Below are 23,368 nucleotides of genomic sequence, written 5' to 3' on the forward strand. Positions count from 1 at the left end.
ATCCTTCTCCCGTCCGACTCATGCCGTGTTTTCCACGGTCACGCCGTCCGGGACCACTCGCACTCCGGTGCGGCCCGCCAGCTTCAGCAGCGACCGGTCCGACCCGGCCGGTCCTACGAGGCACGCGCCCGCCGGCAGTCCTGACGCAGTCGTGACCGGCACCGAGACGGCGGGCAGCCCGCCGATCCCCGCGATGCAGGTCAGCAGCATCGTCGCTTCGCGCGCCGCCTCGGCCTCCTCAGGCCGGGGTGCCACGGTCGCCGTCGACGGCAGCACGAGCACCCGCTCCCCGAGCCGCTCCCGGATCTGCGCCCTTGCCTGTCCGACGGCGGTCCGCGCCGCGTCCGCGTCCGCGTCCGCCGCGCCGATGGCACGCGCCCGCTCGAACCGCCCGCGCACCGCCGGCCCGAGCGTGTCCATCCGGCCTTCGAGCCAGCCGCCGTGGACGGCCCACGCCTCTGCCGCCTGGAGGGTCTGGAACGCGGTGAGCCAGGCAGGCTCGGGCGCCCAGTCGATGGCCCGCGCCCCGGCAGCTCGCGCGAGCTGCCCGACGGCTTCGCGCACCTCCGGCGCGGCCAGGGCGAGCAGGGCGTCGCTCAGCACGAGGGGGGCCGGGTCCGGCAGGGCCGCCGTGTCGTCGGGGAGCAGCACGTCGCCCACCCGGGCCAACGTGGCGGCGTCGCGCGTGAGCCAGCCGACCGTGTCGAACGACGGCGCGAGCGGCAGCAGCCCGCCGTCGGGCACCGCGCCGTGCGTCGGGCGGATCCCCCACAGCCCCTGGTAGGCGGCGGGTACCCGGACGGACCCGCCGGTGTCGGTCCCGAGCGCGATGCTCGCCTGGCCCGAGGCCACGGCGGTGGCGGGGCCCGACGTCGAGCCGCCGCTGATGCGCCCAGGTGCCCGCGGGTTGGGCGGCGTGCCGTAGTGGGCGTTCGCGCCGGTCAGGGAGTAGGCGAACTCCTCGGTCTGCGCTATCCCGGTGAGCGCCGCCCCGGCGTCGAGCAGCCGCGCGACCGCGACCGCGTGCCCCTCCGCGACGGGTGCCGCCGCGAGCCAGGCCGGGTTCCCGGCGCCGACCCGCTGCCCGGCGACGGCGAACAGGTCCTTGACGGCCGCGGTCTCGCCGTCGAGCACGCCGGAGCCGGTCGGTGCCGTCAGCGGGCCGGGCTCGGGCCGGACACGCCACACGCTGGGATCGAGAGCCATGCGCACATGCTGCCAGCCGGACGCTGCAAGACAGAGCCGGGATGGAACAGAACAGGGGTGGAGGTCCGCTTCGACCAAGGCGTTGTGCATGCTCTCGAGCCGAGAACCACGCCCAGACGCTTGGTGGAAGCGGACCTCCACCACGCCCGCTCATCGCGGCAGGAAGTCCGCCTTGCGGATCTTCGCGTGCACGCCCTTGACGACGTCGACGACCTGCGAGATGTCGAAGTCCGTCGCCGCCGACAGATACGCGTAGGCGTGCGCGGGCGACATCCCGTACCGGACCTCCAGCAGCGCGATCGCGGCCCGTACGCAGTTCTGCACGGCGACGTCGAGGTCGCGGTCCAGACCCGTCGGGACCAGGAACTCGGCGGTCTCGGCGAGCGGTCCGGCCAGCTCCCCGAACGTCGCGACGGCGTCCGACGCCGGGATCAGGTCGAAGCCCAGCCGCACCCGCAGCGACGCCTCGAAGGCGGTGAGCGCCACCTCGCCGTCCCCCTGCGCGAAGTGCGGGTCGCCCACGTAGGCGAGCGCCCCCGCCGCCTGGACCGGCAGATAGAGCGTGGACCCGGCGCCCAGGAGGTTGATGTCGATGTTGCCGCCGAACGGGCCGGGCGGCACCGAGTGCGGCCGTTCGTCCCCCGCGGCGGCGACGCCCATGATGCCGAGGAACGGGTGCAGGTCGAAGCCCACCGCCCGGTCGGACCCCTCGAAGAGCGGGAGGCTCCCGCGCCCCGCGCCGTCGGACCAGGAGTCCACCTCGGCGAAGACACTGACGCTGTCCGCGCCTCCGGCCGGGTACTCGTCCGGCAGGGCCCCGCGGCCGTGCCGGTTGGAGATCACCCCGTACGGGACGCGGGGTTCGGTGGCCAGCACGCGGATCGCGAGCAGGTCGCCGGGCCGGGCGCCGCGGACCTCTATCGGCCCGGTCACGACGTGGCCGCCGTGCGCGCCGGGCACCCCCGGCAGCCCGGGCACCCGGTCGCCCAGGAGGGAGCGGCGGGCGCCCGCCAGCTCGACGGCGTCGGCCAGGACCGTGTTCTCGGCGACGCCACGCTCCGCGAAGTACGCGAGCGGGTCGCCACCCTGGTCCTCGAGGATGCCCTCGTGGGAGAGGGTGTCGACGACCACCTCCTGCCCGGGGTCCACCGACAGGACCGCGCGGTCCGCCGCGCAGGGCAGGCGGCCCCAGTAGGCGGTCTCGACAGAGGTGGGCAGGTAGGTGGCCCCGTCAGGGACGTGGCTGCCGGGCTGGAGGATGGTCTGCTGGTGCACGGGGTGACTGTATCCACCGGTCACTGCCGCGGGATCATCCCCGCCTGTCCGTAGACGGCGCGCAGGTACTGCAGCAGCTCGTCGGCGTCGGGCGGGTCGGAGCGCAGGAGACGGTAGAGGACGGCCCCGACCGTCATGTCGATGAGCGCCTCGATGTCCGTCTCCGGCGGCAGCACCCCCTCCTCGACGGCGCGCGACAGCGCGAGGTGCGCGGTGCGGCGTCTGGGCAGGATGTGGTTCTGCCAGAAGGCCGCCATGAGCCCCGGGTGCGTGACGCTGGAGCCGAAGACCTGGGCGAGCATCGCGCGGTAGCCGGGCTCGGTGAGGGTCCGCGCACTGACCGGCAGCGCGTCGACGATCACCTGGGAGATCTCGGCGTACGACATGCCGTCGAGGTCGTCCGTGCCGGGGTTCGGTATTTCGCCCCGGGCCGACTCCACGGCCGCCGCGATGAGCTCGTCCTTGCTCCCCCAGCGCCGGTACACGGTGAGCTTGCCGACGCCGGCCCGCCGCGCGATCGCCTCGATGCTGGTCCCCGCGTGGCCGTGCTCGGTGAACAGCTCCAGCGCCGCGCGCAGGATCGCCTCGTCGGTGCGGGGGTCCCGCGGCCGCCCCCGGCCGCGCGACACCTCGGCGGCGCTCACCGGGTCCGCCCGGTGCGCAGCAGGTCGGCGAGCCATGGCGTGGCCGACGCCGGGTCGGCCCCGCGCCAGGCCAGGTGCCCGTCCGGCCGCACGAGCCAGGCCTCGGCGACGCCGTCCGTCCGGGTGAGCCGCGTCGGCTGGTCGCCGGGCTCGGCACTCGGCTCGGCCTTCGCAGTGCCCGACGGCGGCACGAACAGCGCCCAGCGCCCGCCGAGCTCCGCGTAGAGCCGGGTGGGTGTCCCGTCGCGCCGGGTGCAGTCGAGGTTCGGCACCCGGTCACCGACACAGATCCGCCGACCGAGCCGGGCCGCCACCCGCTCGGCCCGGCCGACGCCCAGGGGCCCGGACCGGTAGCTCACCCAGAGCTGGGAGGTCGTGAACGTGACCCAGCGCTGGACCCACGGCTGGTTGAAGAGCCGGATCAGCACGTGGTCCCGCATGAACCGCCCGACGGGGCTGCGCGCCACGTTGACCCGGGTCACGTTGGCGGTGCCGCGCAGCACGTCGGTGGCCAACGGACGCCGTTCCGCCTCGTAGGTGTCGAGCAGCGTGGCGGAGGCCCGGCCGCGCGCGACGAGAGCCAGCTTCCACGCCAGGTTCTCGGCGTCGCCGAGGCCGGTCAGCATGCCCTGCCCGCCGAACGGCGCGTGCGCGTGCGCGGCGTCGCCCGCGATGAGGACGCGGCCGCGCCGGTACCGGTCGGCCAGCCGGCGATGGATGGTGAACTCGGACAGCCACTCGCTGTCCAGGACTCGCACGTCGCGGCCGGTGCGCTCGGGCAGGATCGCGCGGAGCCGGTCCAGGATCTGCTCCTCGGTCAGGCGGCTGCGCCGGCCGTAGGCGTCGGCGGCCCGCGGCGCGCCCGTCGTTCCGGCCACCGACGTATCCGCCGTCTGCTCCAGCTCCGCGCTCGCAGGGTCGTACGCGATCAGCCGCCAGAGGTCACCCCGGCCCTCGTCGTCGGGCATCGGCATGGCACCGAGCATCCCCGTCGGGTGCACCCAGCCGGAGGTCCCTGTCCGGTCCATGTCCCAGTCCAGATGCAGGTCCGCGAGCAGGAACCGCTCGCTCAGGCGCACACCCGGGGCGTTGATGCCGACTGCCTTCCGCACCGCACTGGCCGTGCCGTCGCAGCCGACGAGCCACCGCGTGCGCACGGTCCGCCCGTCGTCGAGCTCCGCCGCGACGGTGTCGTCGTCCTGCGTGAGAGCCGTGAGGGACACGCCCCACTCGGGGGTCACGCCGAGCTCCGCCAGACGCCGCCGCAGCTCGCCCTCCACGAGCGCCTGCGAGACGACCATCGGCGGCGCGGCGGTCCGCAGGCCGGGGTCACCGAACCGGATGCGCATCATCGGCCTGTCGCCGAGGTAGGTGGTGATCCGCATCGCCCGCACGGACCGCTGCGGCAGGTCGCCGAGCGCGCCCAGCCGGGCGAGCACCTCCGACCCACGTACGTGCACGAAGTTGGCCCTCGACGTCGTCGCCGGAGCGGGCAGGCGATCGATGACGCGCACGCCGACCCCCTGCAGCCGGAGCCCGCACGCCAGGGCGAGCCCGGTGGGCCCGGCTCCGACCACGAGCACATCGGTGACGTCGTCGACTGCCATCGCTACTCCTTTTATTAACGGACCGGTACCGTTAACAAAATAGCGCGAAACGGTCCCGGCCGGAAGCCCCCGCCGGGTGACCGCTTCAGCCGGCGGGCGCGAGCAGTGCCCGCGCCGCGGCCCGGGCGGCGGCGAACGCGTTCGGCTGCGCCCGTGTCGTGTACGCGACCATCGCGCCCTCGTAGAGCAGGTGGACCTGCGCGCCGACCTCCTCCGCGTCGGGGCGTCCGGCGTCGCGCAGCAGGTCGGTGAACACGCCGAGCATGTACAGCTTGTCCGCGAGGATCACCGCGTTGCCGGGATGCTCGGACCCGCCGATCTCACCGTGGGCGTTGACGAACGCGCAGCCTCGCTCGTTCTCCCGCGCCCACTCCTCCGCGAGCTCCAGCGCGGCCACCACCTGCTCGACACCCCGTGCGGACCCGGCCGCGCGACGCGCCGCGAGCCGTTCGCCGAACCACGTCACCCAGCGCTCGTGCCGGCGCGTCAGATAGGCGGCCACCAGGGCGTCCTTGGAGCCGAACCGGTCGTAGAGCGTCTTCTTGGTGACCCCCGCCTGGTCGGCGATCAGGTCGACGCCGACGCCGCGGATCCCCCGGTGGTAGAAGAGGTCGGCCGCCGTGGTGAGGATCCTCTCGCCGGCCGGCGTGTGCGGGTTGGGGCTGCGTCGCGGCATGCGGGTCGCTCCGTCCGGGCTGCGGTCTGGGTGCACTGCGAGTATACCGACCTGTATGGTTACCTGGGGATCATGCGAAAGAGTCTCCTGGGACACCTCGCCCCCGCCCTGCTCGTCGTGCTGTGGAGCTCCGGCTTCGTCGGCGCCACCTTCGCGGCGCCCGTCGCCCCTGCCACGACCACGCTCCTGTGGCGCTACGTCGTCGCAGCACCCCTGATGCTCGTCGCGGTACTGGCACTCCGCCGCCGCTACGGGCTCAGCTACCTCCGGCGCGAGGCGGTTCTCGGCACCCTCGGCCAGGCCGGCTACCTCTACGGCGTGTTCCGCGCGGTCGAGGCAGGGCTGCCGGCCGGGACGGCCGCCCTGCTCGCCTCGCTGCAGCCCGCCCTGGTCGCCGTCGTCCTGTCCCGGTTCGGCAAGAAGGGCGGACGCCGCCAGGCCGTGGGCCTCGCGATCGGCTTCGCGGGGGTCGCACTCGCCGTCGGCCCGGATGCCGTCGCCGGGACGGGCACGGAAGGGGCCCTCTGGGCGCTGGCGGGCATGCTCTCGCTCTCGGCCGCCGCGGTGCTCGGCGACCTGTGGCCGGCGCCCGACGAGAAGCACGACGTGCTGGACTCCCTTGCCGTGCAGGGAGTCGTGGCGCTCGCGTTCTTCGCGGTGGTGGCGTTCGCGAGCGGCCAGGCAGCGCCACCGGCGGACCCGTCGTTCTGGCTGGCGATCGCCTGGCTGGTGGGCCTGGCGTTCCTCGGCGGCTACGGCATGTACCTGTACGTGCAGCGCACGCGCGGGCCGGTCGCGGTGAGCACGTGGCTCTACCTCACCCCGGCGGTCTCCGCGGCCTGGGCCTGGGCCATGTTCGGCGAGCGTCTGCCGCTGCTCACGGTGGTGGGGTTCGCGATCAGCCTCGCGGGCGTGCTCGTCGTCCGACCCGCACCTGAGCGCGAGCGGACCCGCCAGGATCGCCCGCTGGCAGCCGCCCGCCCTTGACAGATTGGTAACCCCAGGGTTACCAATATGACCATGGATGCCTTCGCCGCCCTCGCGGACCCCGTCCGTCGCGAGCTGCTGCGCCAGCTCGCGGCCGGGCCGGCGAGGGTGGTCGACATGGCGTCGGCCCACCCGATCAGCCGCCCGGCCATCAGCAAGCACCTGCGGGCCCTGGGCTCGGCAGGGCTCGTGACCGCCGACGACGTCGGCCGGGAGCGGCACTACCGGCTCGACCGGGCTGGGCTCGCACCCGTGTCCGCACTCCTCGCCGAGCTCGCGCCCGCGCCGCCGGCCCCTGCCCCGCCGATCGCCGAGCAGGCGTTCGACGGTCTGGAGCTCGAGGTGCGGCGCGTCGGCCGGGACCGCCGGGCGACCCCGGACGCAGCGAGCACCACCACCGAGCACACGAACATCGGGCACATCGACGAGGAGACAGCATGAGCACCGACATCACCGCCACCGGCCGCACGGAGCAGCGCCCCGACGGCCGCTACATCGTGCTCACCCGCACGTTCCGCGCCCCGATCGACGACGTGTGGGCGGCGGTCACCGAACCGGACCGCCTGGCCCGCTGGATCGGTCGCTGGACCGGCGATCCGGCGACGGGAAAGGTGGCTGTCGAGATGCTCTACGAGGGCGACGACGTCGAACCCGAGGAGTACACGATCGACACGTGCGACGCTCCCCGTCAGCTCGAGCTCACCTCGCAGGGCACGTACGGCGAGGACGTACCCGTGACCTGGCACCTGAAGCTCGACCTGGCCGAGGAGGACGGTGTCACCACGCTCACCTTCGCGCAGTCGATGGACGACCCAGCGATGGCCGAGAACGTGGGGCCCGGATGGGAGTACTACCTGGACCGGCTCGTCGCCGCCGAGACCGGCGGCGACCCTGCCGCCATCGACTTCGTCGACTACTACCCGGCGATGTCGGAGCACTACCGCGCGCTGTAGTCCCCCCAGCGGGCCACGTGGTGCCAGACCTTCTTGAGGTCCTGCGGGTCGTGGTCGCCGGTGAGCACCGCCTCCCCGATCACCCGCGCGTCCAGCCACCCGTCGCGCGTGTGCCCGACGGCGACCGCACGCGCCACGTCCACGATCACCGGTCCGCGGAACTCCGGCCGCGTCGCCAGCTCGTCCACGTGCAGGCGGAACCCGTGGTGCCACTCGACGTCGACGCCGAGCCCGCGGGCGGCGTCGGCCACCGGCGTATCGCGGTAGCAGGGGTCCAGCACGAGCGCGGCGACGTCGCCGGGCAGAGCGATCGCACCGTGCACCTGGGCCTCGACGTAGTCGTCGAGGAGGTCGTGGGCACCGGCCGCCGTGTCGGCGTCGGCCAGTGCGATGAGCGGCTCCGGGTCGACGGCGGCGAAGCGCTCGGGCTCCATGACGGAATCGGGGTAGCAGAAGGTGGTGCGGGCCAGTACGTGCGGGCGGAGCCGCAGGTGGGCGGAGCCGAACCGGACGGCGCCGCCCGCTGCCCTGCCCCGGTGGTTCAGCGCCCCGTAGCGCGGACGCTCGTGCGGCGGACCGTCGTCGTACCGGCCCTCGAACATGCGCCGCTCCCAGCGCCACCGGTCGCCGCCGTCGTACGCCGTGAGGCCGCCGTTGCTGGTGCCGGTCTCGAACTGGGAACGCCACACGCGGTCGTGCGCGAGACGTTCGATCAGGGTCTCGCTCCCGTCGGCGACGAGTCGGTCCGGATGGAAGTTGATGGTGACCGGCCACTCCATGCCCGGAGGCTACCCGGTCGGTTGCCTCCGTCGTGGTTCGAGTTCGGTCGGTTGCTTCGAGATCGGTCCATTGAACGACCGATCTCGAAGCAACCGACCGAAGTCATCTCAAGCAGTGTGCAACTGACCGATCTCTCGGCACCCGGTGACCCGGCCAGGTCAGCCCTGGACCTCGAGAATCCTGCGCCGAGCGCGGATCAGCGCGGCTCCCGCGGCCGTGAGCGCGAGTCCTGCGCCGACCGCTGCGCCGACCTGGCCACCGGTCTGCGCGAGCGCGCCCGGCAGCTCCCCGATCGGCCCGACAGGAAGGAGCCCACCGAGATCGAAGCCGCCGCCCGGGTTGACCACCGGGATCGTGCCGCCGTCGGAGCCGTCGGAGCCGTCGCCCGAGCCGCCACCACCCGAGCCAACACCGCCCGAGCCACCGTCAAGTTCGCCGGCTTCGAGGGCCGCGTCACGGAGTTCAGCGCCGACGGGACCCAGCTGGTCGACTACGACGACGCCGAGCCCATCCGCGCCGGGTCCTCCGTCGGGGAGATCACCCAGACCTGGCGCGGCACGGCGTCGTACATCGTCTCGACCAGCGACGACGGCGTGCTGACGACCGAGGGCTCCGACTTCAGGGATATCTCGGTCACCATCGAGGTCGGCGAGGAGAGCGGCCCCTACCACCCCAACGGCCGGACCCAGCCGCTGCGGTACACCTGCGACGAGACGACCTACACGGAGCAGGCCGACGGCTTCGAGGCCACCTACACCAAGCTCCGTTGAGTGCTGGGTATCTCCGCTTCCTGGGCCGGAAACACCGCAGACACCCAGCACTCAACGGGTTGGTCAGGCCGTTCGTTCCGCCCGGTTGACCGCCGAGACGATCGCCTTCAGGGACGAGAGCGTGATCGACGGGTCGATCCCGACGCCCCACAGGACGTCATCGCCCACCGCGCACTCGACGTAGGCGGCGGCGCTGGCGTCGCCGCCCTCGGACAGCGCGTGCTCGACGTAGTCCAGCACCCGTACCTTGACGCCGACCTGCGCGATCGCGTTCACGAACGCGTCGATGGGCCCGTTGCCGGTGCCGGTCAGGGTCAGCTCCTGCCCGCGGTCCAGCACGTCGACCTCGAGCGTGTCCTGCTCACCCTCCACCGACACGGCACGCGTGCCGCGCAGCTCGAGCCGGCCCCAGTGCTGCAGGCCCGCCGGGTTGCCTTCCTCGACCGGCAGGTACTCGTCCGTGAAGATGCGCCAGATGTCCGCGCCGGTCACCTCGGTGCCCTGCGCGTCGGTCACCTTCTGCACCGCGTGGGAGAACTCGATCTGCAGGCGTCGCGGCAGGTCCAGCTTGTGCTCGCTCTTGAGCAGGTAGGACACACCGCCCTTGCCGGACTGCGAGTTGACCCGGATCACCGCCTCGTACGAGCGGCCGACGTCGCGCGGGTCGATCGGCAGGTACGGCACGCCCCAGTGCAGCTCGTCGACCGTGACCCCCGCGGCCTCCGCGCGGCCGGCCATGTGCTCGAAGCCCTTCTTGATGGCGTCCTGGTGCGAGCCGGAGAACGCCGTGAACACCAGGTCGCCCACGTACGGGTGCCGCTCGTGGACGGGCATCTGGTTGCAGTGCTCCACGGTCCGACGGATCTCGTCGATGTCGTGGAAGTCGATCTGCGGGTCGATGCCCTGGGAGAACAGGTTCAGGCCCAGGGTCACCAGGTCGACGTTGCCGGTGCGCTCGCCGTTGCCGAACAGGCAGCCCTCGATGCGGTCGGCACCGGCCAGGTAGCCCAGCTCGGCCGCGGCGACGGCGGTGCCGCGGTCGTTGTGCGGGTGCAGCGACAGGATGACGTTCTCGCGGTGGTTCAGGTGCCTGCTCATCCACTCGATCGAGTCGGCGTAGACGTTGGGCGTGGCCATCTCGACGGTCGCGGGCAGGTTGATGATGACCTTGCGCTCCGGCGTCGGCTCGAAGACCTCGATGACCTCGTTGCAGATGCGCACGGCGAACTCGAGCTCCGTGCCCGTGTACGACTCGGGCGAGTACTCGTAGTAGATCCGCGTGTCCGGGACGGTCTCCTCGAGCTTGCGGCACAGCTTGGCGCCGTCCAGCGCGATGCTCACGATGCCGTCCTGGTCGGACCGGAACACGACCTCGCGCTGCAGCACGGACGTCGAGTTGTACAGGTGCACGATCGCCTGCTTCGCGCCGGTGATCGCCTCGTACGTGCGCTCGATCAGGTGGGCGCGCGCCTGCGTCAGGACCTGGATCACGACGTCGTCGGGAATCCGGTTCTCGTCGATCAGCTTGCGGACGAAGTCGTAGTCGGTCTGGCTCGCCGAGGGGAACCCGACCTCGATCTCCTTGTAGCCCATGGAGACCAGCAGCTCGAACATGCGGAGCTTGCGCTCCGGGTTCATCGGCTCGATGAGGGCCTGGTTGCCGTCACGCAGGTCGACCGCGCACCAGCGCGGAGCCTTCTCGATGCGCTTGGTGGGCCAGGTGCGGTCGGGGATGTCCACGGTGATCTGCTCGTGGAACGGGAGGTACTTCTGGATCGGCATGCCAGAGGTCTGCTGCGGGTTGTCTTCGATGATTCCGCCCGCTGCGCCGTGCACTGCTATGTCGTGAACTCCGCCGGGGGTGGTGGCGGTGATGCTGTTCTCCATCATGTGTCCTTCGCTCGGTGAGGTTGGCCGGCACACCAAGCCTCCGCGACGAGGGACCGACCTGTCTAGGCCTCGTCGCGGCAGCGAAGGAGGAGGATCACCGTCATGCGCACGCGGTCACTGTACCCCCGGAGGTGACTTCGGCCACCCAGCACGCCCACGATCCGGACGTCTTCGGCGAAGTAGAGCGCCTGTCCGGACGCACGCTCTACTTCGCCGATCGGTGGTCGGCGAAGTAGAGGATGCGTCCGGACAGGCGCTCTACTTCGGCTGACAGGTCAGCGGCGGTTGCGCAGCGCCGCGTCGACCTGCGGGTCGCCGAGGGCGCCCAGCCAGTCCAGCAGCGCGGGATAGGTGGACGGGTTGGCGGCGACCTGCGGACGCAGGTGCGGCGCCTCCTGCACGATCTTCGCCAGGTCGGCCAGCGGGGTGGCCGGGTCGAGCGCCACTGCCGGCGTCCACCTGCCGCCCACCGGGGGCAGCACTGCCGTGTGACCCGACTCGGACCCGTAGTCCGCGGCCACGGGGCGCTGGCTCTGCTCCTGCCCGACGACGACGCGGCGCGTGACCTGCTCCTGGCCCGCGTCACCGGCAGCCGCACCGGCGTCGGCCTGGACCGCCTGCTGGCCGGTCACGGGCCGGATACGCGCCGTCGGCTGAGCGGAGGCCGCCCGCTGGACGGGCGCCACCGGCTGCGCGGCGGACACCGGCTGCGCGGACGCCACCGGCGTCGCGCCGGACCGGACCGGGGGCATGGCCGCCGTCTCGCTCGTCGACGAGCCGGCGGGCGCGCCCGCTGCCCGGATCTCCTCGACGGTGCGCATCGCGCTGATCGGGACCTCGCTCGACTCCGGCTTCGCGGACTGCACGGGAATCACCCCGTGCTGGACCGCGGCGGCACCCGCGACGGTGCGCACCGCGCCGGTCGAGGTGACCCGGCGTGGCTCGGCCGGCCGGCGCAGCTCGGGCGCCGACCGCGCGGGCTGCTCCGGGAGCGACACGGGCGGCGCCTTGTCGCCCTTGGGGCGGGGCGGGGCCCACAGGTAGGCCTGGCTGCGGTCGACGTCGGTGTCCCCACCGATACCGACGGTCTGGAAGTGGTCACGCACCGCCTTGGGGATCATCAGCGCGGACGCCGCGACGACCGGCAGGCCGAGCGCCATCAGGAGGTCGCCGAGGTTCACGCCGAGGCTCGCGCCGGACGTCGCGATGACGACGACGAGCCCCAGCACGCCGGCCACGCACGCCGCACCGACGGCGGGCACGTGCCCCGTGCTGGGGTCGCGCTGCAGCGAGCGCCGCGCGAACCAGGCGATACCGCCGACGACGACGCCGAGCACGAGCCGCACCACCAGCGTCACGCCGGCGCCGGACCCGATGAAGCCGGGGTCGATGAGCTGCACGAGCGCGGCCAGCGCGCTGCACGCCGCGAGCAGCACGATGACGTCGAACGCGCGCATGGCGACCCGCACCCACACGCCTGCGGCCTGCTCGGTGCTGACGTCCTCCTCCGCAGCGGGGTCGCGGCGTACAGCGGGCGCTCCGGCGACGGCAGCGGCGAGCGGCAGGAGCACCAGGCCGAACCGGCTCGGGTCCGTGACGCCGGGGCGCATGGACTCCAGGCCGGTCAGCGAGTCGCCGGAGGTGAAGATGAAGAGCAGCGCCAGCACGATGCCCGCGGCGATGAGCACGAGCCGCGAGGGCCGGTCGTGCCGGACGGTGCCGCCCACCAGGAGCCACGCCAGGCCGACGACCAGCGCGAGCCACACGGGCGCGAGCAGGCGGTCGCCGAGCGTCGCGTCCTCGGCAAGCTCTGCGAGCAGCGTGGAGGTGATGGCGCCCACGGCGATCAGGATGCCGACGCCTGCGAGGCCGAGGCGCCAGCCGCGCACGACGGCGCCGTCCTCGTCGATGGGTCCGAGCTCGCTGTCGCGCGGGGTGGCGGCGAGCGCCGCACCAGCGAGCGCGAGGCCGAGGCCGGTGCCGACGCCCGCGCCGCTGCGGACGTCGAAGATGAGGTGCAGCAGGCCGATCACGGCGAGCGGCAGCCCGGCGAGCAGGCGTGCCCGACGCGTGGAGTGCACGGTCCACGTGGCCGGCAGCACGCCGAAGCGCGCGAAGTAGGGCAGGGCCAGGGAGGCGAGGGACAGCGCGACGGCAAGGACCACCTCGACGCGGTCGGCTCCCCGGTCGGCGAGATTCCATGGCAGCGCGAGCGACACGAGCAGGGCGAGTGCGGCGATGGCGTCGCGCACGTAGTCGGCCACCGCGATGTTCGCGAAGGGTCTGGCGTCGTCGGTGCCGTCGGGCGTGTGCCCGGGCTCGGCCTCTGCCGAGATCGTTGCGACGTGCTCGTGGCCGAGACGTTCGGTCGGCGCGCCGTTCGCGTCCTGCGCGCCGTCTGCCGAATCTCTCTCGTCACGCTCGGAAGCGTGCTGGTCCATCATCCGTTCACTCCTCGATAACGCCGCTGGTCGAGACTGGGGAAGTGTGGCTGGTGGCGTTGGGTCCCCGACGTTACTACCCGCCGGGGACGGAGCCTGTCAGGCCGAACCACGGCGAGTCCGGTCACACCTGTATTTCTGCGCACGTCCATCACATTCGACGTGGGTGGAACACCGCCGTCGGCCGCAGCCGACAGCTCGCCGAGGTCACAGGAGAACGCAGTGGACCTAGCTGCCGCACCGGCACCCCGCACCTGCGACGTCTGGCTCGTTCCGGTCCGACGTCGGAAAGCCTGGACGCGCCTGCTGACCGTACCGGATCGCGAGCACCTCGTGGGTCTGGACTCCGTCGCCACCGCGGTACACCTGACGTCGCGTGCCGCCCAGCGCCTGATCCTGTCGCGCTACCTCGGCGCGTTCCCCGACGAGATCGTCGTGGACCGGTCGTGCGAGCACTGCGGCGACCCGCAGCACGGGCGGCCGCACGTGCCGGGTGCGGCCCTCGACTACTCGGTGTCGCACACACGGGGTTGGGTCCTGGTCGCGGTGGTCGGTGAGGGCAGGGTCGGTGCGGACCTCGACGCGCGCCCGGCGGACGCCGACCTGGAGGACCTGGCGGCCGCCGCGCTCACGCCCGCCGAGCGGCGTGCCTGGCGACGCCTGCCGGCCCGCGACCGGGCGGACGCGCTGCTCGCGTACTGGACCCGCAAGGAGGCGACCGCCAAGCTGACCGGGCACGGGCTGACGATCCCGCTGCGCGATCTCGACGTCAGCGGCCCGCGGCCGACGCTCCTGGGGCGGGACCCGTCGGTCCGGCTCCCCTACCCCCGCCCGTACCTGACGCACGTGCCCGCGCCGGCGGACCACAGCGCCGCGCTGGCGACGACCACGCACGTGGACCAGGTGCGGCACCTGCGCCTCCCGGACACGGTGCCCGACGTCGTCGTACCCCTGCCGGAGCCCCGTACCTCCCGGACCCCTGCCCTGCTGACCCCGAGGTAGAACCCCGGTAGGTCGGTCAGATGCCCAGCTGGTAGGCGCCCCAGTAGGCCAGGGTGACGAGCAGCGCCGTCGCGCCGAGCAGCGTCGCCCAGAAACCCGTCCGGACGACGACGCCCGCGGCGCCGGCCCGTGACGTGTCGGTCCGCGGCGTCTCGACAGGCTCGACCAGCGACATCCGCAGGTCGCGGAGCCGGTTGAGCAGCAGCGCCGCCGCCACGACCGTCGCGATGCCGAGCAGCCGGACGCCGATCCAGCCGCCCTGCACCACCAGCGCGTTCTTCTCGTAGTCCAGGGCGAGGCGCGCGACCGCCGCCAGGTAGACGGCGAGCCCGACGGTGGTCACGACCGCGCCGATCGCCAGACCCGCCAGGGGCGCGCGCAGGCCCTGGGCGAGGCGCGTACCCGGGTGACCGGAACGACGTCGGGCGAGGCGGCCCGCCAGCGCCGTACCGCCGATCAGCAGCGGACCCACGAGCAGCAGCCCGGCCGCGGTGACCACCACCGCCACCAGCCAGTCGCCGTCGCCGTACCACTGCGGCTGCGGCACGGGTGCGGCGAGATAGTCCTGCCGGGGCTGGGCACCGGCGAGCCGGGGCGGGGCGGACGCCGTGTCAGGGAGGCCGAGCACCCAGTCGGCGACGTCGGTCGCGAAGTCGGGGTGCAGTACCAGCCCCTCGGGCGTCTCGACGTTGATGCCGTGGTTCGCGTGGTCGTAGAACCGGACGGTCACGTCACCGGCGGTGTCCAGGAGTTCCCGCGTGCCCTGCTCGAGCGGCATCGACGCGTCGTTCGTGCCGTACACGGCGAGGATCGGGTCGTCCTGCTGCTCGAGCCAGGGCCGCACCTCGAAGTCGGCGTACTCGAACCCGCCGCCGGGCAGCTTCATACCCACCGCACGCGGGATGGCGCGGAAGACCCCGGCCGGCACGTCGGTGTTCCGCAGGTAGTTGTCGACGGCGTAGGCGGCCTGCTGCCGGGGCGGGACCACCGGCGCGGAGACCAGGATCTGGAACGCGAGCCGTGGGTCGTCCACCATCATCACGGGCGACACCCACGCGCCCTCCGACTCCGCGTACAGCCCTATCTCGTCCGGGTCGACGCCCGGGACGTCGCGCAGGTAGCTCACCGAGTGGGCGTAGTCGCGCGCCATGGCCTCGTAGTCCCGGTGCCGCGTCGAGTAGTTGTCCAGCCGCTTGTCCGGCACCAGCGTGGTGATCCCGGCGCTCGCCAGCGCCGTTGCGGCAAGGGTGAACGCGTCGACCGCCTTGCCGGTGCCCGCGCCGTGCACGAACACGATCCCCGGGCGGTCCGAGCCGGAGCCCGCGCCGATCGGCTCGCGGAGCAGCCCGCCGACCTCCAGCCCGTCGGCGAGCGGGATGGTCACCTCTGTCTCGCGCACCTCGTGGTCGCCGGGCTCACCGCCGCCGGGCAGGGCGCCACCGATGGCCGTCGACGCGGAGCCGAGGTGCAGGTGCGAGGTCACGGGCGCGGGCTCCCAGACGGGACCGGCGACGGCGCCGGTCAGCGCCAGGGCGACAAGGACTGCGGCGGATGTGGCGACCGTCCGAAAGAACACCATCGGATGCTACGCCCGCAGGCCCGGACACTGCCCCTGGCGGGCGCGGCGAGTCATTCGGGCGGGCGGGTCGCCAGCATCTCCTCCGTGTCCCAGGTCAGCGCCCCCGACCGGAGGTCGGCGACCACCTGGCGCACCCAGTCCAGCTCGGCGCGCGTGACGGCAACGAGGTGCTCGTGCTCCAGCATGAGCACCCTGGCCAGGCCCCATTCCTGGGCGGCAGCGGACTCTCGTTCGGCCTCGGCGAGCACCGCCTCCAGCGCCCGCACCCGCTCCTCGAGCCGGGTCCGCACGAGGTCCGGCCCGGTGATCGCGAGCACGGCCAGCACCGCCCGGAACTCGGGGAACTCGCGCGCGGGGGTGGCGAGGGCTGCGTCCATCCAGCGGCCGAGGGCGTCCCGGCCGTCGTTCGTCAGGGCGTAGACGATGCGGGCCGGCCCGGTCTCTGCCGCCAGCTTCTGGTGGACCTCGATGAGACCGTCGCGGAGCAGGCGCTCGATCGACTGGTAGACGCTGTTGCTGCGCGCCACGTTGACGACGTCGTCCTTGCGCCGGCTCTTGATCAGCCGCTGCATGCGGTAGGCGTGCATGGGCTCCTCGGCGAGCAGCGCCAGCAGCACCATCGCGAGCGGCGAGCGCGGCCGGGAGTCCTGGGTCACGGGACCCAGCGTAGATCGCCCCGCGTGGATCCCCTGTTCCCCCTCTTGCCATTTTATGGCTACCCATCTTATGGTCATGGCATGAGAGCGATCATCATCGGAGCGGGCATCACCGGACCCGTGACCGCCATGGCCCTGCAGAAGGCGGGCATCGACGCTTCAGTTCACGAGGCGTACGAGCGCACCGCTGACGGCGTCGGCGCCTACCTCAACCTCGCCCCGAACGGCCTGGCCGCCCTCCAGGCGCTGGGGATCGACCAACGCGGGCTCGGCGGGTTCGACACGCACACCCTCGCGCTGCGGTCGGCGTCCGGCAGGCCGCTGGCCCACCTCCCGATGGGCCGCGACGACGCCGCGGGGACGGTCAGCCAGACCGTCCGGCGTTCCGACCTCTACGTCCGACTCCGCGACGAGGCGGCACGCCGCGGCATCCCCGTCGAGTACGGCAAGCGCCTCGTCGACGCCACGACACTGCCGGACGGCGGCGGCGTGGTGGCCTCGTTCGCGGACGGGAGCACGGCCGAGGGCGACCTGCTCATCGGCGCCGACGGCCTGCACTCCCGCGTGCGGGCGATCCTCGACCCGGCCTGCCCGCCGCCGCGCTACACCGGCCTGCTCAACACCGGCGGCTACGCCACCGGCCTCTCCGTCGACGCGCCAGAAGGCACGTTCACCATGACGTTCGGCAGGCGTGCCTTCTTCGCCTACGCGAACAGGGCGCCGGGCGACGTCTGGTGGTTCGCCAACGTCCCGCAGGCACGGGCGGCGAGCGACGACGAGCTCGCGGCGTGGACCCCTGACCGCTGGCGGGCCGAGCTGACCAGCCTCTTCGCCGACGACGACGGGCCAGCGCTCGACCTGGTCGCCGCGACCCCGGAGATCATCGCGCCGTGGAACACGCTCGATCTGCCGACCGTGCCCGTGTGGCACCGCGGCCCGATCGGGCTGATCGGGGACGCGGCCCACGCCATCTCACCGACCTCGGGCCAGGGCGCCTCGCTCGCGATCGAGGACGGGGTGCTGCTCGCGCGATTCCTGCGTGACCACGGCGACCCGGCCACCGCGTTCGCGGCGTTCGAGGCGTTCCGGCGCACCCGGGTGGAGAAGCTGATCGCCCAGGCGAAGCGCACGTCCAACCAGAAGATCCCGAACCCGCTGACCCGGGTGCTGCGCGACCGCGTGATCCTGCCGCTCGTGGGCCGGGCCGCAGCCCGGACGACGCGCGACTGGATCACCGACTACCGGATCGACTGGGACGCGCCGACGAACCAGGCTCCGTCGCGGGCGTGATCGCTGATCAGCGGTGGGCGACGCCGGCCATGTTCTCCAGGGCCCAGCGGCCGAGCTCCTGCAGCACCGGCTGCAGCTCCTCACCCGAGGCCGTGAGCGCGTAGGCCACAGCGACGGGCGGTCCAGGATCGACACTCCGGGTGACGAGGCCGGCATCGGCGAGCTCCGAGAGCCGGTCCGACAGCACCGCGTCGCTGATGCCGGTGACGGCCCGTCGCAGGGCCACGAACGACAGCGGTCCGGAACCGAGGACAGCCACGATCATGCCGTTCCAGCGCTTGCCGAGGATCGAGAAGGCGAGCGTGATCGCCGCATCACACTGGTGCACCTGCAGGTCGTCCGCTGCCATCGCGCCAGTTTACCCGTGCTACCGTCTCACTAGTCGCTCTGTTTTTCTTAGCGACTCTGAAAACAAGAACGGAGCTGTCGTGACCCTCTTCCGCCTGGACGCAAGCATCCTCCCCGCCTCCTCCGCCAGCCGCTCCCTCGGCGACCTCGTCGAAGCGGAGTGGACCGCTGCCCACCCCACGTCGACCGTGGTGCGCCGCGACCTCGCCGCCGACCCGGTGCCGACCACCGCATGGCAGGACGCCGTGCAGGGCGGGTTCACACCGGACGAGGAGCGGACCGAAGCGCAGCGCGAGGCGATCGCCCTGGCCCACACCTTCGCCGACGAGCTCATCGACGCCGACGCCCTTCTCTTCACCGTGCCGCTGTACAACTACGGCGTCTCGCAGCACTTCAAGACGTGGTTCGACCTCGCCTACACCGAACCGCGCATCGACCCGCAGGGCACCGCACTGCGCGGCAAGCCCGCCACGCTGGTCACGGTGCTCGGCGGCAACTATGCCGAGGGCTCGCCCAAGGAGGGCTGGGACCACTCCACCGCGTGGCTGCGTCGCGTGCTGGAGGACGTCTGGGGCCTCGACCTGCGCATCGTGCACCGCGCGTTCACGCTCGTCGGCGTGAACCCGGCGCTGGACGCCTTCGCCGAACCGGCCGCCGAGCTCAAGCGCGACGCCGAGTCCGCCGCCGTCCGCTACGGGCGCGAGCTGGCGGAGTCGCGCAGCGCCTAGGTGAGGCGAAAACGCTCGCGAGTTCGGTCGGTTGCCTTCGCCGTCGTTCGAGTTCGGTCGGTTGCTTCGAGTTCGGTCAATCAACGGACCGAACTCGAAGCGACCGACCGAACTCACGTCAAGCCACGTGCAGCTGACCGATCTCGGGGCAGCACAACCTGCACGGCGAGACGCAGGAGACTAGAACCCCAGGCGGCGCAGCTGCTTCGGGTCGCGCTGCCAGTCCTTCGCGACCTTGACGTGCAGGTCGAGATAGATCCGCTGGCCGAGCAGCTTCTCGATGCCCTGGCGCGCCTCGGTGCCGACGGCCCGCAGCCGGGACCCGCCGCGCCCGATGATGATCGCCTTCTGGGAGTCGCGCTCCACGAACAGGTTGACCCGCACGTCGAGGAGCGGCGGCCTGCCCTTCTCGGGGTCGCCCGTGCCCTCGCGCGGGACCATCTCGTCCACGACCACCGCGAGGGAGTGCGGCAGCTCGTCGCGCACGCCCTCCAGGGCGGCCTCGCGCACGAGCTCGGCGACCATGACAGCCTCCGGCTCGTCCGTGAGCTCGCCGTCCGGGTACAGGTCGGGGCCAACGGGCAGGTGCGAGATGAGCACCGCCTCCAGCTCCTCGACCTGGTAGCCGTCCTTCGCGGAGACGGGCACGATGTCGGCCCACTCGCGGTCCACGGCCCTGGCGAGCTGGTCCACGGAGAGGAGGTGCTGCATGAGCGTCTCGCGCGGGACGAGGTCCGCCTTCGTCACGACGGCGACGACGGGCACCCGCCGGCGGCCGGTCATCAGCTCGGCGAGCTGCGCGGCGATGTAGCGGTCACCGGGGCCGACCTTCTGGTCGGCGGGCATGCAGAACGCTATGACGTCCACCTCGGACAGCGTGTCCCGCACCAGGTCGTTGAGCCGCTCGCCCAGCAGGGTCCGCGGCCGGTGCAGGCCCGGTGTGTCCACCAGCACGAGCTGGGCGTCCGGACGGTGCACGACACCGCGGATCGTGTGCCGCGTGGTCTGCGGCCGGGCCGACATGATGGCGACCTTCTGCCCCACCAGCGCGTTCGTCAGGGTGGACTTGCCGGCATTGGGGCGGCCCACCAGGCAGGCGAAGCCGCTCCGGTGCTCGGCGGTCTGATGCACTGCGGGCTGGTCGCTCACGAGGTCACTTCCTTCTGGTCACGCTTCTGATCACGGTGGTCGTGCTGATCCAGGCCACCGTTGCTGTCGTCCGGCTCGGCGGCCGGCTCCGTACGATGTACGAGTATCGTCGAGATCTGCTTGCGGCGGCCCTCCACGCGCTCCGCCTCCAGGTGCACGCCGCCCACCTCGACGGACGAGCCCGCGAGCGGCACCTTGCCCAGCACCTTGGCGAGCAGGCCTCCCGCGGTGTCGACGTCGTCGTCGTCCAGGCGCAGGTCGAACAGGTCGCCGAGCTCGTCGACGGGCAGCCGGGCGGGCACGCGGAGCACGCCGTCCCCGAGGTCCTCGACCTCCTGGACGGGCACCGTGTCGTGCTCGTCGGTGAGTTCGCCCACAACCTCCTCGAGGAGGTCCTCGATGGTCACCAGCCCGGCCACGCCGCCGTACTCGTCCACGACGAGGGCCATGTGGCTGGCCGAGGCCTGCATCTCGCGCAGCAGGTCGTCGATCGGCTTGGACTCGGGCACGAAGACGGCGTCGCGCGCGACGTCGGCGGCGGGACGCTCGGAGGGCCCGCGCCCGCCCCGCCCGCCGTCGTCCACCGGCCAGTGCACCGCGGCGACGACGTCCTTGAGGTAGGCGACGCCGACGACGTCGTCCACCGACTCGCCGACCACCGGCACGCGCGAGAAACCCGACCGCAGGAACAGCCGGAGCACCCGGTCGAGGGAGGTGTCGGCGGTGACGGTCACCATGTCGGTGCGGGGCACCATCACCTCGCGGGTGATGGTGCCGCCCAGCTCGATCACCGAGCGGATGAGCTCCCGGTCGGACTCCTCGAACGCGCTGCTCTCCGAGAGGCTCTCGCCCACCCGGTCGGCGATGTCGCGCAGCTCGGCCTCCGTGGGCGGCGACGGGTCGTAGCGCGGCACCGAGAACCTGGTGAGCCATGCGACGGCGCGCGACACCCCGGTCAGCGGACCCACGAGCGCGAGCAGCACCGCCACCGGGTTGCGGAAGCCGAGCGCGCGCGGCGAGACCCGCACGAAGATGACGCCGATGACGACCCCGACGACCAGTGCCACGAGCATCACGGGCAGCTCGTCGGGAACGCCCTCGCCGGGCATGGTCTGCTGCACCAGCAGGGTCCCGGCTGCGATGGCGACCACCTCCGACATCACGCGCACGAGCGCGAAGGAGGCGACGATCGCCGTCGGGTCGACGACGAGCGCCTGGGCCCGCCGGATGCGTGCGGCGCGGTCCGGGTCGGGCGACCGCCCCAGCTCCGCCTCCGCGAGCGCCTCCGTGAGGGACGCTCGGGTGACCCGCAGAAGCGCGGCCTCGCCGGCAGAGAGCATGCCCGCCAGCGAGAGGCCGACCAGCATGACGAGCGTGAGGAGCAGAGCGATCACGCCGGTCACCGAGTCGCGAGGAAGGTCAGGAGAAGTTTCCGCTGCAGCGCGAACATCTCCTTCTCCTCCTCCGGCTCAGCGTGGTCGTAGCCGAGCAGGTGCAGGATCCCGTGCGTCGTCAGGAGCAGGAGCTCCTCGGTGGTGGAGTGGCCGGCGGCCTTGGCCTGGGTGACCGCGACCTCCGGGCACAGCACGATGTCGCCGAGCGTCCCGGCCGCGGTGACGTCGCCGTCGCGTCCGGGGCGCAGCTCGTCCATCGGGAAGGAGAGGACGTCGGTGGGGCCCGGCTCGTCCATCCACTGCACGTGCAGGTCGGTCATGACGGTGGTGTCGACGAAGATGATCGACAGCTCCGACTGCGGGTGCACCCGCATGGCGTCCAGCACGAACCGGCCGAGCGCGGCGAACTCCGCCTCGTCGACCTCGAACCCCGACTCGTTGTTGACCTCGATGCTCACCGGCGCTGCCTCTTGCTCCCCTGGTTCCCGCCCTGACGGTAGTCCTGCGGCTGACGGCCCGGACGGCGGTCGTCGGTGAGGACGTCCCACCGCGCGTACGCGTCGATGATGTCGCTGACCAGCCGGTGCCGCACGACGTCAGACGACGTGAGGCGGCAGAACTCGACGTCGTCGACGCCCAGCAGGATGTCCTCGACCACGCGCAGGCCGGAGGTGGTGCCGCCCGGCAGGTCGATCTGCGTGGCGTCGCCCGTGATGACCATCTTGGAGCCGAAGCCCAGGCGGGTGAGGAACATCTTCATCTGCTCGGTCGAGGTGTTCTGCGCCTCGTCCAGGACGATGAAGGAGTCGTTCAGCGACCGGCCACGCATGTAGGCCAGCGGAGCGACCTCGATGGTGCCTGCCTCGATCAGCTTGGGCACCTGCTCGGGGTCGACCATGTCGTGCAGCGCGTCGTACAGCGGACGCAGGTACGGGTCGATCTTCTCGGACAGCGTGCCGGGCAGGAAGCCGAGGCGCTCCCCCGCCTCGACGGCGGGGCGCGTGAGGATGATCCGGTTGACCTGCTTGGCCTGCAGCGCCTGGACGGCCTTGGCCATGGCGAGGTAGGTCTTGCCGGTACCGGCCGGGCCGATGCCGAACGTGATCGTGTTGGTGTCGATCGCGTCCACGTACGCCTTCTGCCCGACCGTCTTGGGCCGGATGGTGCGGCCGCGGCTGGACAGGATGTTGAACGTGAGGACCTCGGCCGGGCGCGACGCGGACGCGGCGCTCAGCATCGCGACCGAACGCTTCACGACCTCGGGGGTGAGCTGGGTGCCCGCCTCGACGACCTCGATCAGCTCGTCGAGCAGCTGGGTGACCAGGGCGACGTCGCCCGCCGGTCCGTTCACGGCGATCTCGTTGCCACGGGCGTGGACATCGACGCCGGGGAAGCCCTCTTCGACGGCCCGCAGCACCGAGTCCCGGCTCCCGAGGAGCGCGACCGTCGGGATGTGGGCCGGAACGACGATCTTGTGCTCGATCCGGGTCTGCGACTGTGTGCTGGGCGTTGTTGTCATGAGCCGGCCCGCGGGGCCGATCCGCTCCTTTGTGCGGTAGGGATGACTATGGTCCACATCCTATCGACCAGGAGGGGCGGCGCCACGGTGTTTCTGTCGGCCCCTCAGGCGAAGCCGGGTAGCTCGCCGCCCGCGAGCAGGTGGGCGTGCACGTGGAAGACGGTCTGCCCGGCCTTGGGCCCGGTGTTGAAGACGAGGCGGTACTGGCCGTCGGCCAGCTCGCTCGCGACGCCGTCGGCGAGCCCGATGACGCTCGCCAGGCCCGCGGCGTCCGTCGCGGCGAAGGCCGGCACGTCCGGGTAGTGCTCCTTCGGGACCACGAGGACGTGCACGGGCGCCTTGGGCGCGATGTCCCGGAACGCGATCGCCGTGTCCGACGACGCCACGACGTCCGCGGGGATCTCCCCCGCCACGATCTTGCAGAAGAGGCAGTCAGGGCTGTCGGTGCTCGTCATGCTCTGCAGGCTACCGGCG

General features: G+C 72.4%; 23 protein-coding genes. 7 read left to right on the plus strand and 16 right to left on the minus strand.

All coding sequences use genetic code 11. The annotated features are described in order from the left end of the window. Window positions 1–18 precede the first annotated feature (18 nt). From AB0I32_RS19975 to AB0I32_RS19995, 5 genes are all read right to left on the minus strand, one after another. On the minus strand, window positions 19–1,206 hold the full coding sequence (locus AB0I32_RS19975) for an amidase family protein (protein WP_357509152.1): 1,188 nt from the start codon (window positions 1,204–1,206) through the stop codon (window positions 19–21). Window positions 1,207–1,356: 150 nt separating this feature from the next. Further along, entirely contained in the window at window positions 1,357–2,481 is a 1,125-nt protein-coding gene (locus tag AB0I32_RS19980) for an acetamidase/formamidase family protein (protein ID WP_357509154.1), read from the minus strand. Window positions 2,482–2,501: 20 nt separating this feature from the next. Continuing rightward, on the minus strand, window positions 2,502–3,125 hold the full coding sequence (locus AB0I32_RS19985) for a TetR/AcrR family transcriptional regulator (RefSeq protein ID WP_357509156.1): 624 nt from the start codon (window positions 3,123–3,125) through the stop codon (window positions 2,502–2,504). Then, window positions 3,122–4,732 carry an FAD-dependent monooxygenase gene (locus tag AB0I32_RS19990; RefSeq protein ID WP_357509158.1) on the minus strand — a complete coding sequence of 537 codons (1,611 nt, stop codon included), beginning with the start codon at window positions 4,730–4,732 and terminating at the stop codon, window positions 3,122–3,124. Before AB0I32_RS19990 ends, AB0I32_RS19985 begins: the two co-directional genes overlap by 4 nt. Before the next feature lie 85 nt (window positions 4,733–4,817). Beyond that, window positions 4,818–5,408 carry a helix-turn-helix domain-containing protein gene (locus AB0I32_RS19995; protein WP_357509160.1) on the minus strand — a complete coding sequence of 197 codons (591 nt, stop codon included), beginning with the start codon at window positions 5,406–5,408 and terminating at the stop codon, window positions 4,818–4,820. Between the two features lie 72 nt (window positions 5,409–5,480). Here AB0I32_RS19995 and AB0I32_RS20000 point away from each other — a divergent pair, with 72 nt between their 5' ends. Genes AB0I32_RS20000 through AB0I32_RS20010 form a run of 3 tightly spaced genes read left to right on the plus strand, consistent with a single transcriptional unit; the run spans window position 5,481 to window position 7,348 of the window. After that, window positions 5,481–6,395, plus strand: coding sequence for a DMT family transporter (locus AB0I32_RS20000; RefSeq protein ID WP_357509162.1), 915 nt, complete (start codon window positions 5,481–5,483; stop codon window positions 6,393–6,395). 27 nt (window positions 6,396–6,422) lie between these two features. Beyond that, complete coding sequence (locus AB0I32_RS20005) at window positions 6,423–6,836, plus strand: metalloregulator ArsR/SmtB family transcription factor (RefSeq protein WP_357509165.1); 414 nt, start codon at window positions 6,423–6,425, stop codon at window positions 6,834–6,836. After that, the gene (locus tag AB0I32_RS20010; protein ID WP_357509167.1) at window positions 6,833–7,348 is read left to right on the plus strand and encodes an SRPBCC family protein; all 516 of its coding nucleotides are present in this window, start codon (window positions 6,833–6,835) and stop codon (window positions 7,346–7,348) included. The genes AB0I32_RS20005 and AB0I32_RS20010 overlap by 4 nt, the downstream gene beginning before the upstream one ends. On the opposite strand, the gene AB0I32_RS20015 is transcribed toward AB0I32_RS20010, so the two are convergent. Continuing rightward, complete coding sequence (locus tag AB0I32_RS20015) at window positions 7,333–8,127, minus strand: DUF3626 domain-containing protein (protein ID WP_357509169.1); 795 nt, start codon at window positions 8,125–8,127, stop codon at window positions 7,333–7,335. The genes AB0I32_RS20010 and AB0I32_RS20015 overlap by 16 nt on opposite strands. Window positions 8,128–8,244: 117 nt before the next feature. Here AB0I32_RS20015 and AB0I32_RS20020 point away from each other — a divergent pair, with 117 nt between their 5' ends. Then, complete coding sequence (locus AB0I32_RS20020) at window positions 8,245–8,898, plus strand: hypothetical protein (RefSeq protein ID WP_357509171.1); 654 nt, start codon at window positions 8,245–8,247, stop codon at window positions 8,896–8,898. A 63-nt stretch (window positions 8,899–8,961) separates the two neighbouring features. Here AB0I32_RS20020 and leuA read toward each other — a convergent pair whose 3' ends face one another. After that, window positions 8,962–10,680, minus strand: coding sequence for a 2-isopropylmalate synthase (gene leuA / locus AB0I32_RS20025; protein ID WP_357509264.1), 1,719 nt, complete (start codon window positions 10,678–10,680; stop codon window positions 8,962–8,964). Window positions 10,681–11,063: 383 nt separating this feature from the next. Continuing rightward, window positions 11,064–13,232 carry a hypothetical protein gene (locus AB0I32_RS20030; RefSeq protein WP_357509173.1) on the minus strand — a complete coding sequence of 723 codons (2,169 nt, stop codon included), beginning with the start codon at window positions 13,230–13,232 and terminating at the stop codon, window positions 11,064–11,066. A gap of 219 nt (window positions 13,233–13,451) precedes the next feature. Here AB0I32_RS20030 and AB0I32_RS20035 point away from each other — a divergent pair, with 219 nt between their 5' ends. Beyond that, a complete protein-coding gene (locus AB0I32_RS20035; protein ID WP_357509175.1) occupies window positions 13,452–14,231 on the plus strand; it encodes a 4'-phosphopantetheinyl transferase superfamily protein in 780 nt (259 codons plus the stop codon). 16 nt (window positions 14,232–14,247) lie between these two features. Here the strand turns inward: AB0I32_RS20035 and AB0I32_RS20040 are convergent, their stop codons facing one another. Further along, window positions 14,248–15,807, minus strand: coding sequence for an alpha/beta hydrolase (locus tag AB0I32_RS20040; RefSeq protein ID WP_357509176.1), 1,560 nt, complete (start codon window positions 15,805–15,807; stop codon window positions 14,248–14,250). 53 nt (window positions 15,808–15,860) lie between these two features. Further along, window positions 15,861–16,466 carry a PadR family transcriptional regulator gene (locus AB0I32_RS20045; protein ID WP_357509178.1) on the minus strand — a complete coding sequence of 202 codons (606 nt, stop codon included), beginning with the start codon at window positions 16,464–16,466 and terminating at the stop codon, window positions 15,861–15,863. An 81-nt stretch (window positions 16,467–16,547) separates the two neighbouring features. Here AB0I32_RS20045 and AB0I32_RS20050 point away from each other — a divergent pair, with 81 nt between their 5' ends. Continuing rightward, window positions 16,548–17,756, plus strand: a complete 1,209-nt coding sequence (locus AB0I32_RS20050) for an FAD-dependent monooxygenase (protein WP_357509181.1) — start codon at window positions 16,548–16,550, stop codon at window positions 17,754–17,756. Window positions 17,757–17,763: 7 nt separating this feature from the next. On the opposite strand, the gene AB0I32_RS20055 is transcribed toward AB0I32_RS20050, so the two are convergent. Beyond that, window positions 17,764–18,105, minus strand: a complete 342-nt coding sequence (locus AB0I32_RS20055; RefSeq protein WP_357509183.1) for a helix-turn-helix domain-containing protein — start codon at window positions 18,103–18,105, stop codon at window positions 17,764–17,766. A 79-nt stretch (window positions 18,106–18,184) separates the two neighbouring features. Here AB0I32_RS20055 and AB0I32_RS20060 point away from each other — a divergent pair, with 79 nt between their 5' ends. Further along, window positions 18,185–18,832, plus strand: a complete 648-nt coding sequence (locus tag AB0I32_RS20060; RefSeq protein WP_357509184.1) for an NAD(P)H-dependent oxidoreductase — start codon at window positions 18,185–18,187, stop codon at window positions 18,830–18,832. 180 nt (window positions 18,833–19,012) lie between these two features. Here the strand turns inward: AB0I32_RS20060 and era are convergent, their stop codons facing one another. From era to AB0I32_RS20085, 5 genes are all read right to left on the minus strand, one after another. Further along, window positions 19,013–19,981, minus strand: a complete 969-nt coding sequence (gene era / locus AB0I32_RS20065) for a GTPase Era (RefSeq protein WP_357509186.1) — start codon at window positions 19,979–19,981, stop codon at window positions 19,013–19,015. Beyond that, window positions 19,978–21,375 (minus strand): hemolysin family protein, encoded by a 1,398-nt coding sequence (locus AB0I32_RS20070; protein WP_357509188.1) that lies wholly within the window; start codon window positions 21,373–21,375, stop codon window positions 19,978–19,980. Before AB0I32_RS20070 ends, era begins: the two co-directional genes overlap by 4 nt. Before the next feature lie 5 nt (window positions 21,376–21,380). Beyond that, window positions 21,381–21,833 (minus strand): rRNA maturation RNase YbeY, encoded by a 453-nt coding sequence (gene ybeY, locus AB0I32_RS20075; RefSeq protein ID WP_357509190.1) that lies wholly within the window; start codon window positions 21,831–21,833, stop codon window positions 21,381–21,383. Continuing rightward, on the minus strand, window positions 21,830–22,894 hold the full coding sequence (locus tag AB0I32_RS20080) for a PhoH family protein (protein WP_357509192.1): 1,065 nt from the start codon (window positions 22,892–22,894) through the stop codon (window positions 21,830–21,832). The genes ybeY and AB0I32_RS20080 overlap by 4 nt, the downstream gene beginning before the upstream one ends. A 104-nt stretch (window positions 22,895–22,998) precedes the next feature. Further along, a complete protein-coding gene (locus tag AB0I32_RS20085; protein ID WP_357445759.1) occupies window positions 22,999–23,349 on the minus strand; it encodes a histidine triad nucleotide-binding protein in 351 nt (116 codons plus the stop codon). Between the last annotated feature and the right edge of the window lie 19 nt (window positions 23,350–23,368).

The organism is Promicromonospora sp. NPDC050249, from assembly GCF_040656015.1.
Classification (GTDB): domain Bacteria; phylum Actinomycetota; class Actinomycetes; order Actinomycetales; family Cellulomonadaceae; genus Promicromonospora.

Coding starts and splice junctions, on each gene's coding strand:
- AB0I32_RS19975 (WP_357509152.1), bottom strand. CDS start 1,206: ATGGCTCTCGATCCCAGCGTGTGGCGTGTCCGGCCCGAGCCCGGCCCG.
- AB0I32_RS19990 (WP_357509158.1), bottom strand. CDS start 4,732: ATGGCAGTCGACGACGTCACCGATGTGCTCGTGGTCGGAGCCGGGCCC.
- AB0I32_RS19995 (WP_357509160.1), bottom strand. CDS start 5,408: ATGCCGCGACGCAGCCCCAACCCGCACACGCCGGCCGGCGAGAGGATC.
- AB0I32_RS20000 (WP_357509162.1), top strand. CDS start 5,481: ATGCGAAAGAGTCTCCTGGGACACCTCGCCCCCGCCCTGCTCGTCGTG.
- AB0I32_RS20005 (WP_357509165.1), top strand. CDS start 6,423: ATGACCATGGATGCCTTCGCCGCCCTCGCGGACCCCGTCCGTCGCGAG.
- AB0I32_RS20010 (WP_357509167.1), top strand. CDS start 6,833: ATGAGCACCGACATCACCGCCACCGGCCGCACGGAGCAGCGCCCCGAC.
- AB0I32_RS20015 (WP_357509169.1), bottom strand. CDS start 8,127: ATGGAGTGGCCGGTCACCATCAACTTCCATCCGGACCGACTCGTCGCC.
- leuA (WP_357509264.1), bottom strand. CDS start 10,680: ATGCCGATCCAGAAGTACCTCCCGTTCCACGAGCAGATCACCGTGGAC.
- AB0I32_RS20030 (WP_357509173.1), bottom strand. CDS start 13,232: ATGATGGACCAGCACGCTTCCGAGCGTGACGAGAGAGATTCGGCAGAC.
- AB0I32_RS20050 (WP_357509181.1), top strand. CDS start 16,548: ATGAGAGCGATCATCATCGGAGCGGGCATCACCGGACCCGTGACCGCC.
- AB0I32_RS20055 (WP_357509183.1), bottom strand. CDS start 18,105: ATGGCAGCGGACGACCTGCAGGTGCACCAGTGTGATGCGGCGATCACG.
- AB0I32_RS20080 (WP_357509192.1), bottom strand. CDS start 22,894: ATGACAACAACGCCCAGCACACAGTCGCAGACCCGGATCGAGCACAAG.
- AB0I32_RS20085 (WP_357445759.1), bottom strand. CDS start 23,349: ATGACGAGCACCGACAGCCCTGACTGCCTCTTCTGCAAGATCGTGGCG.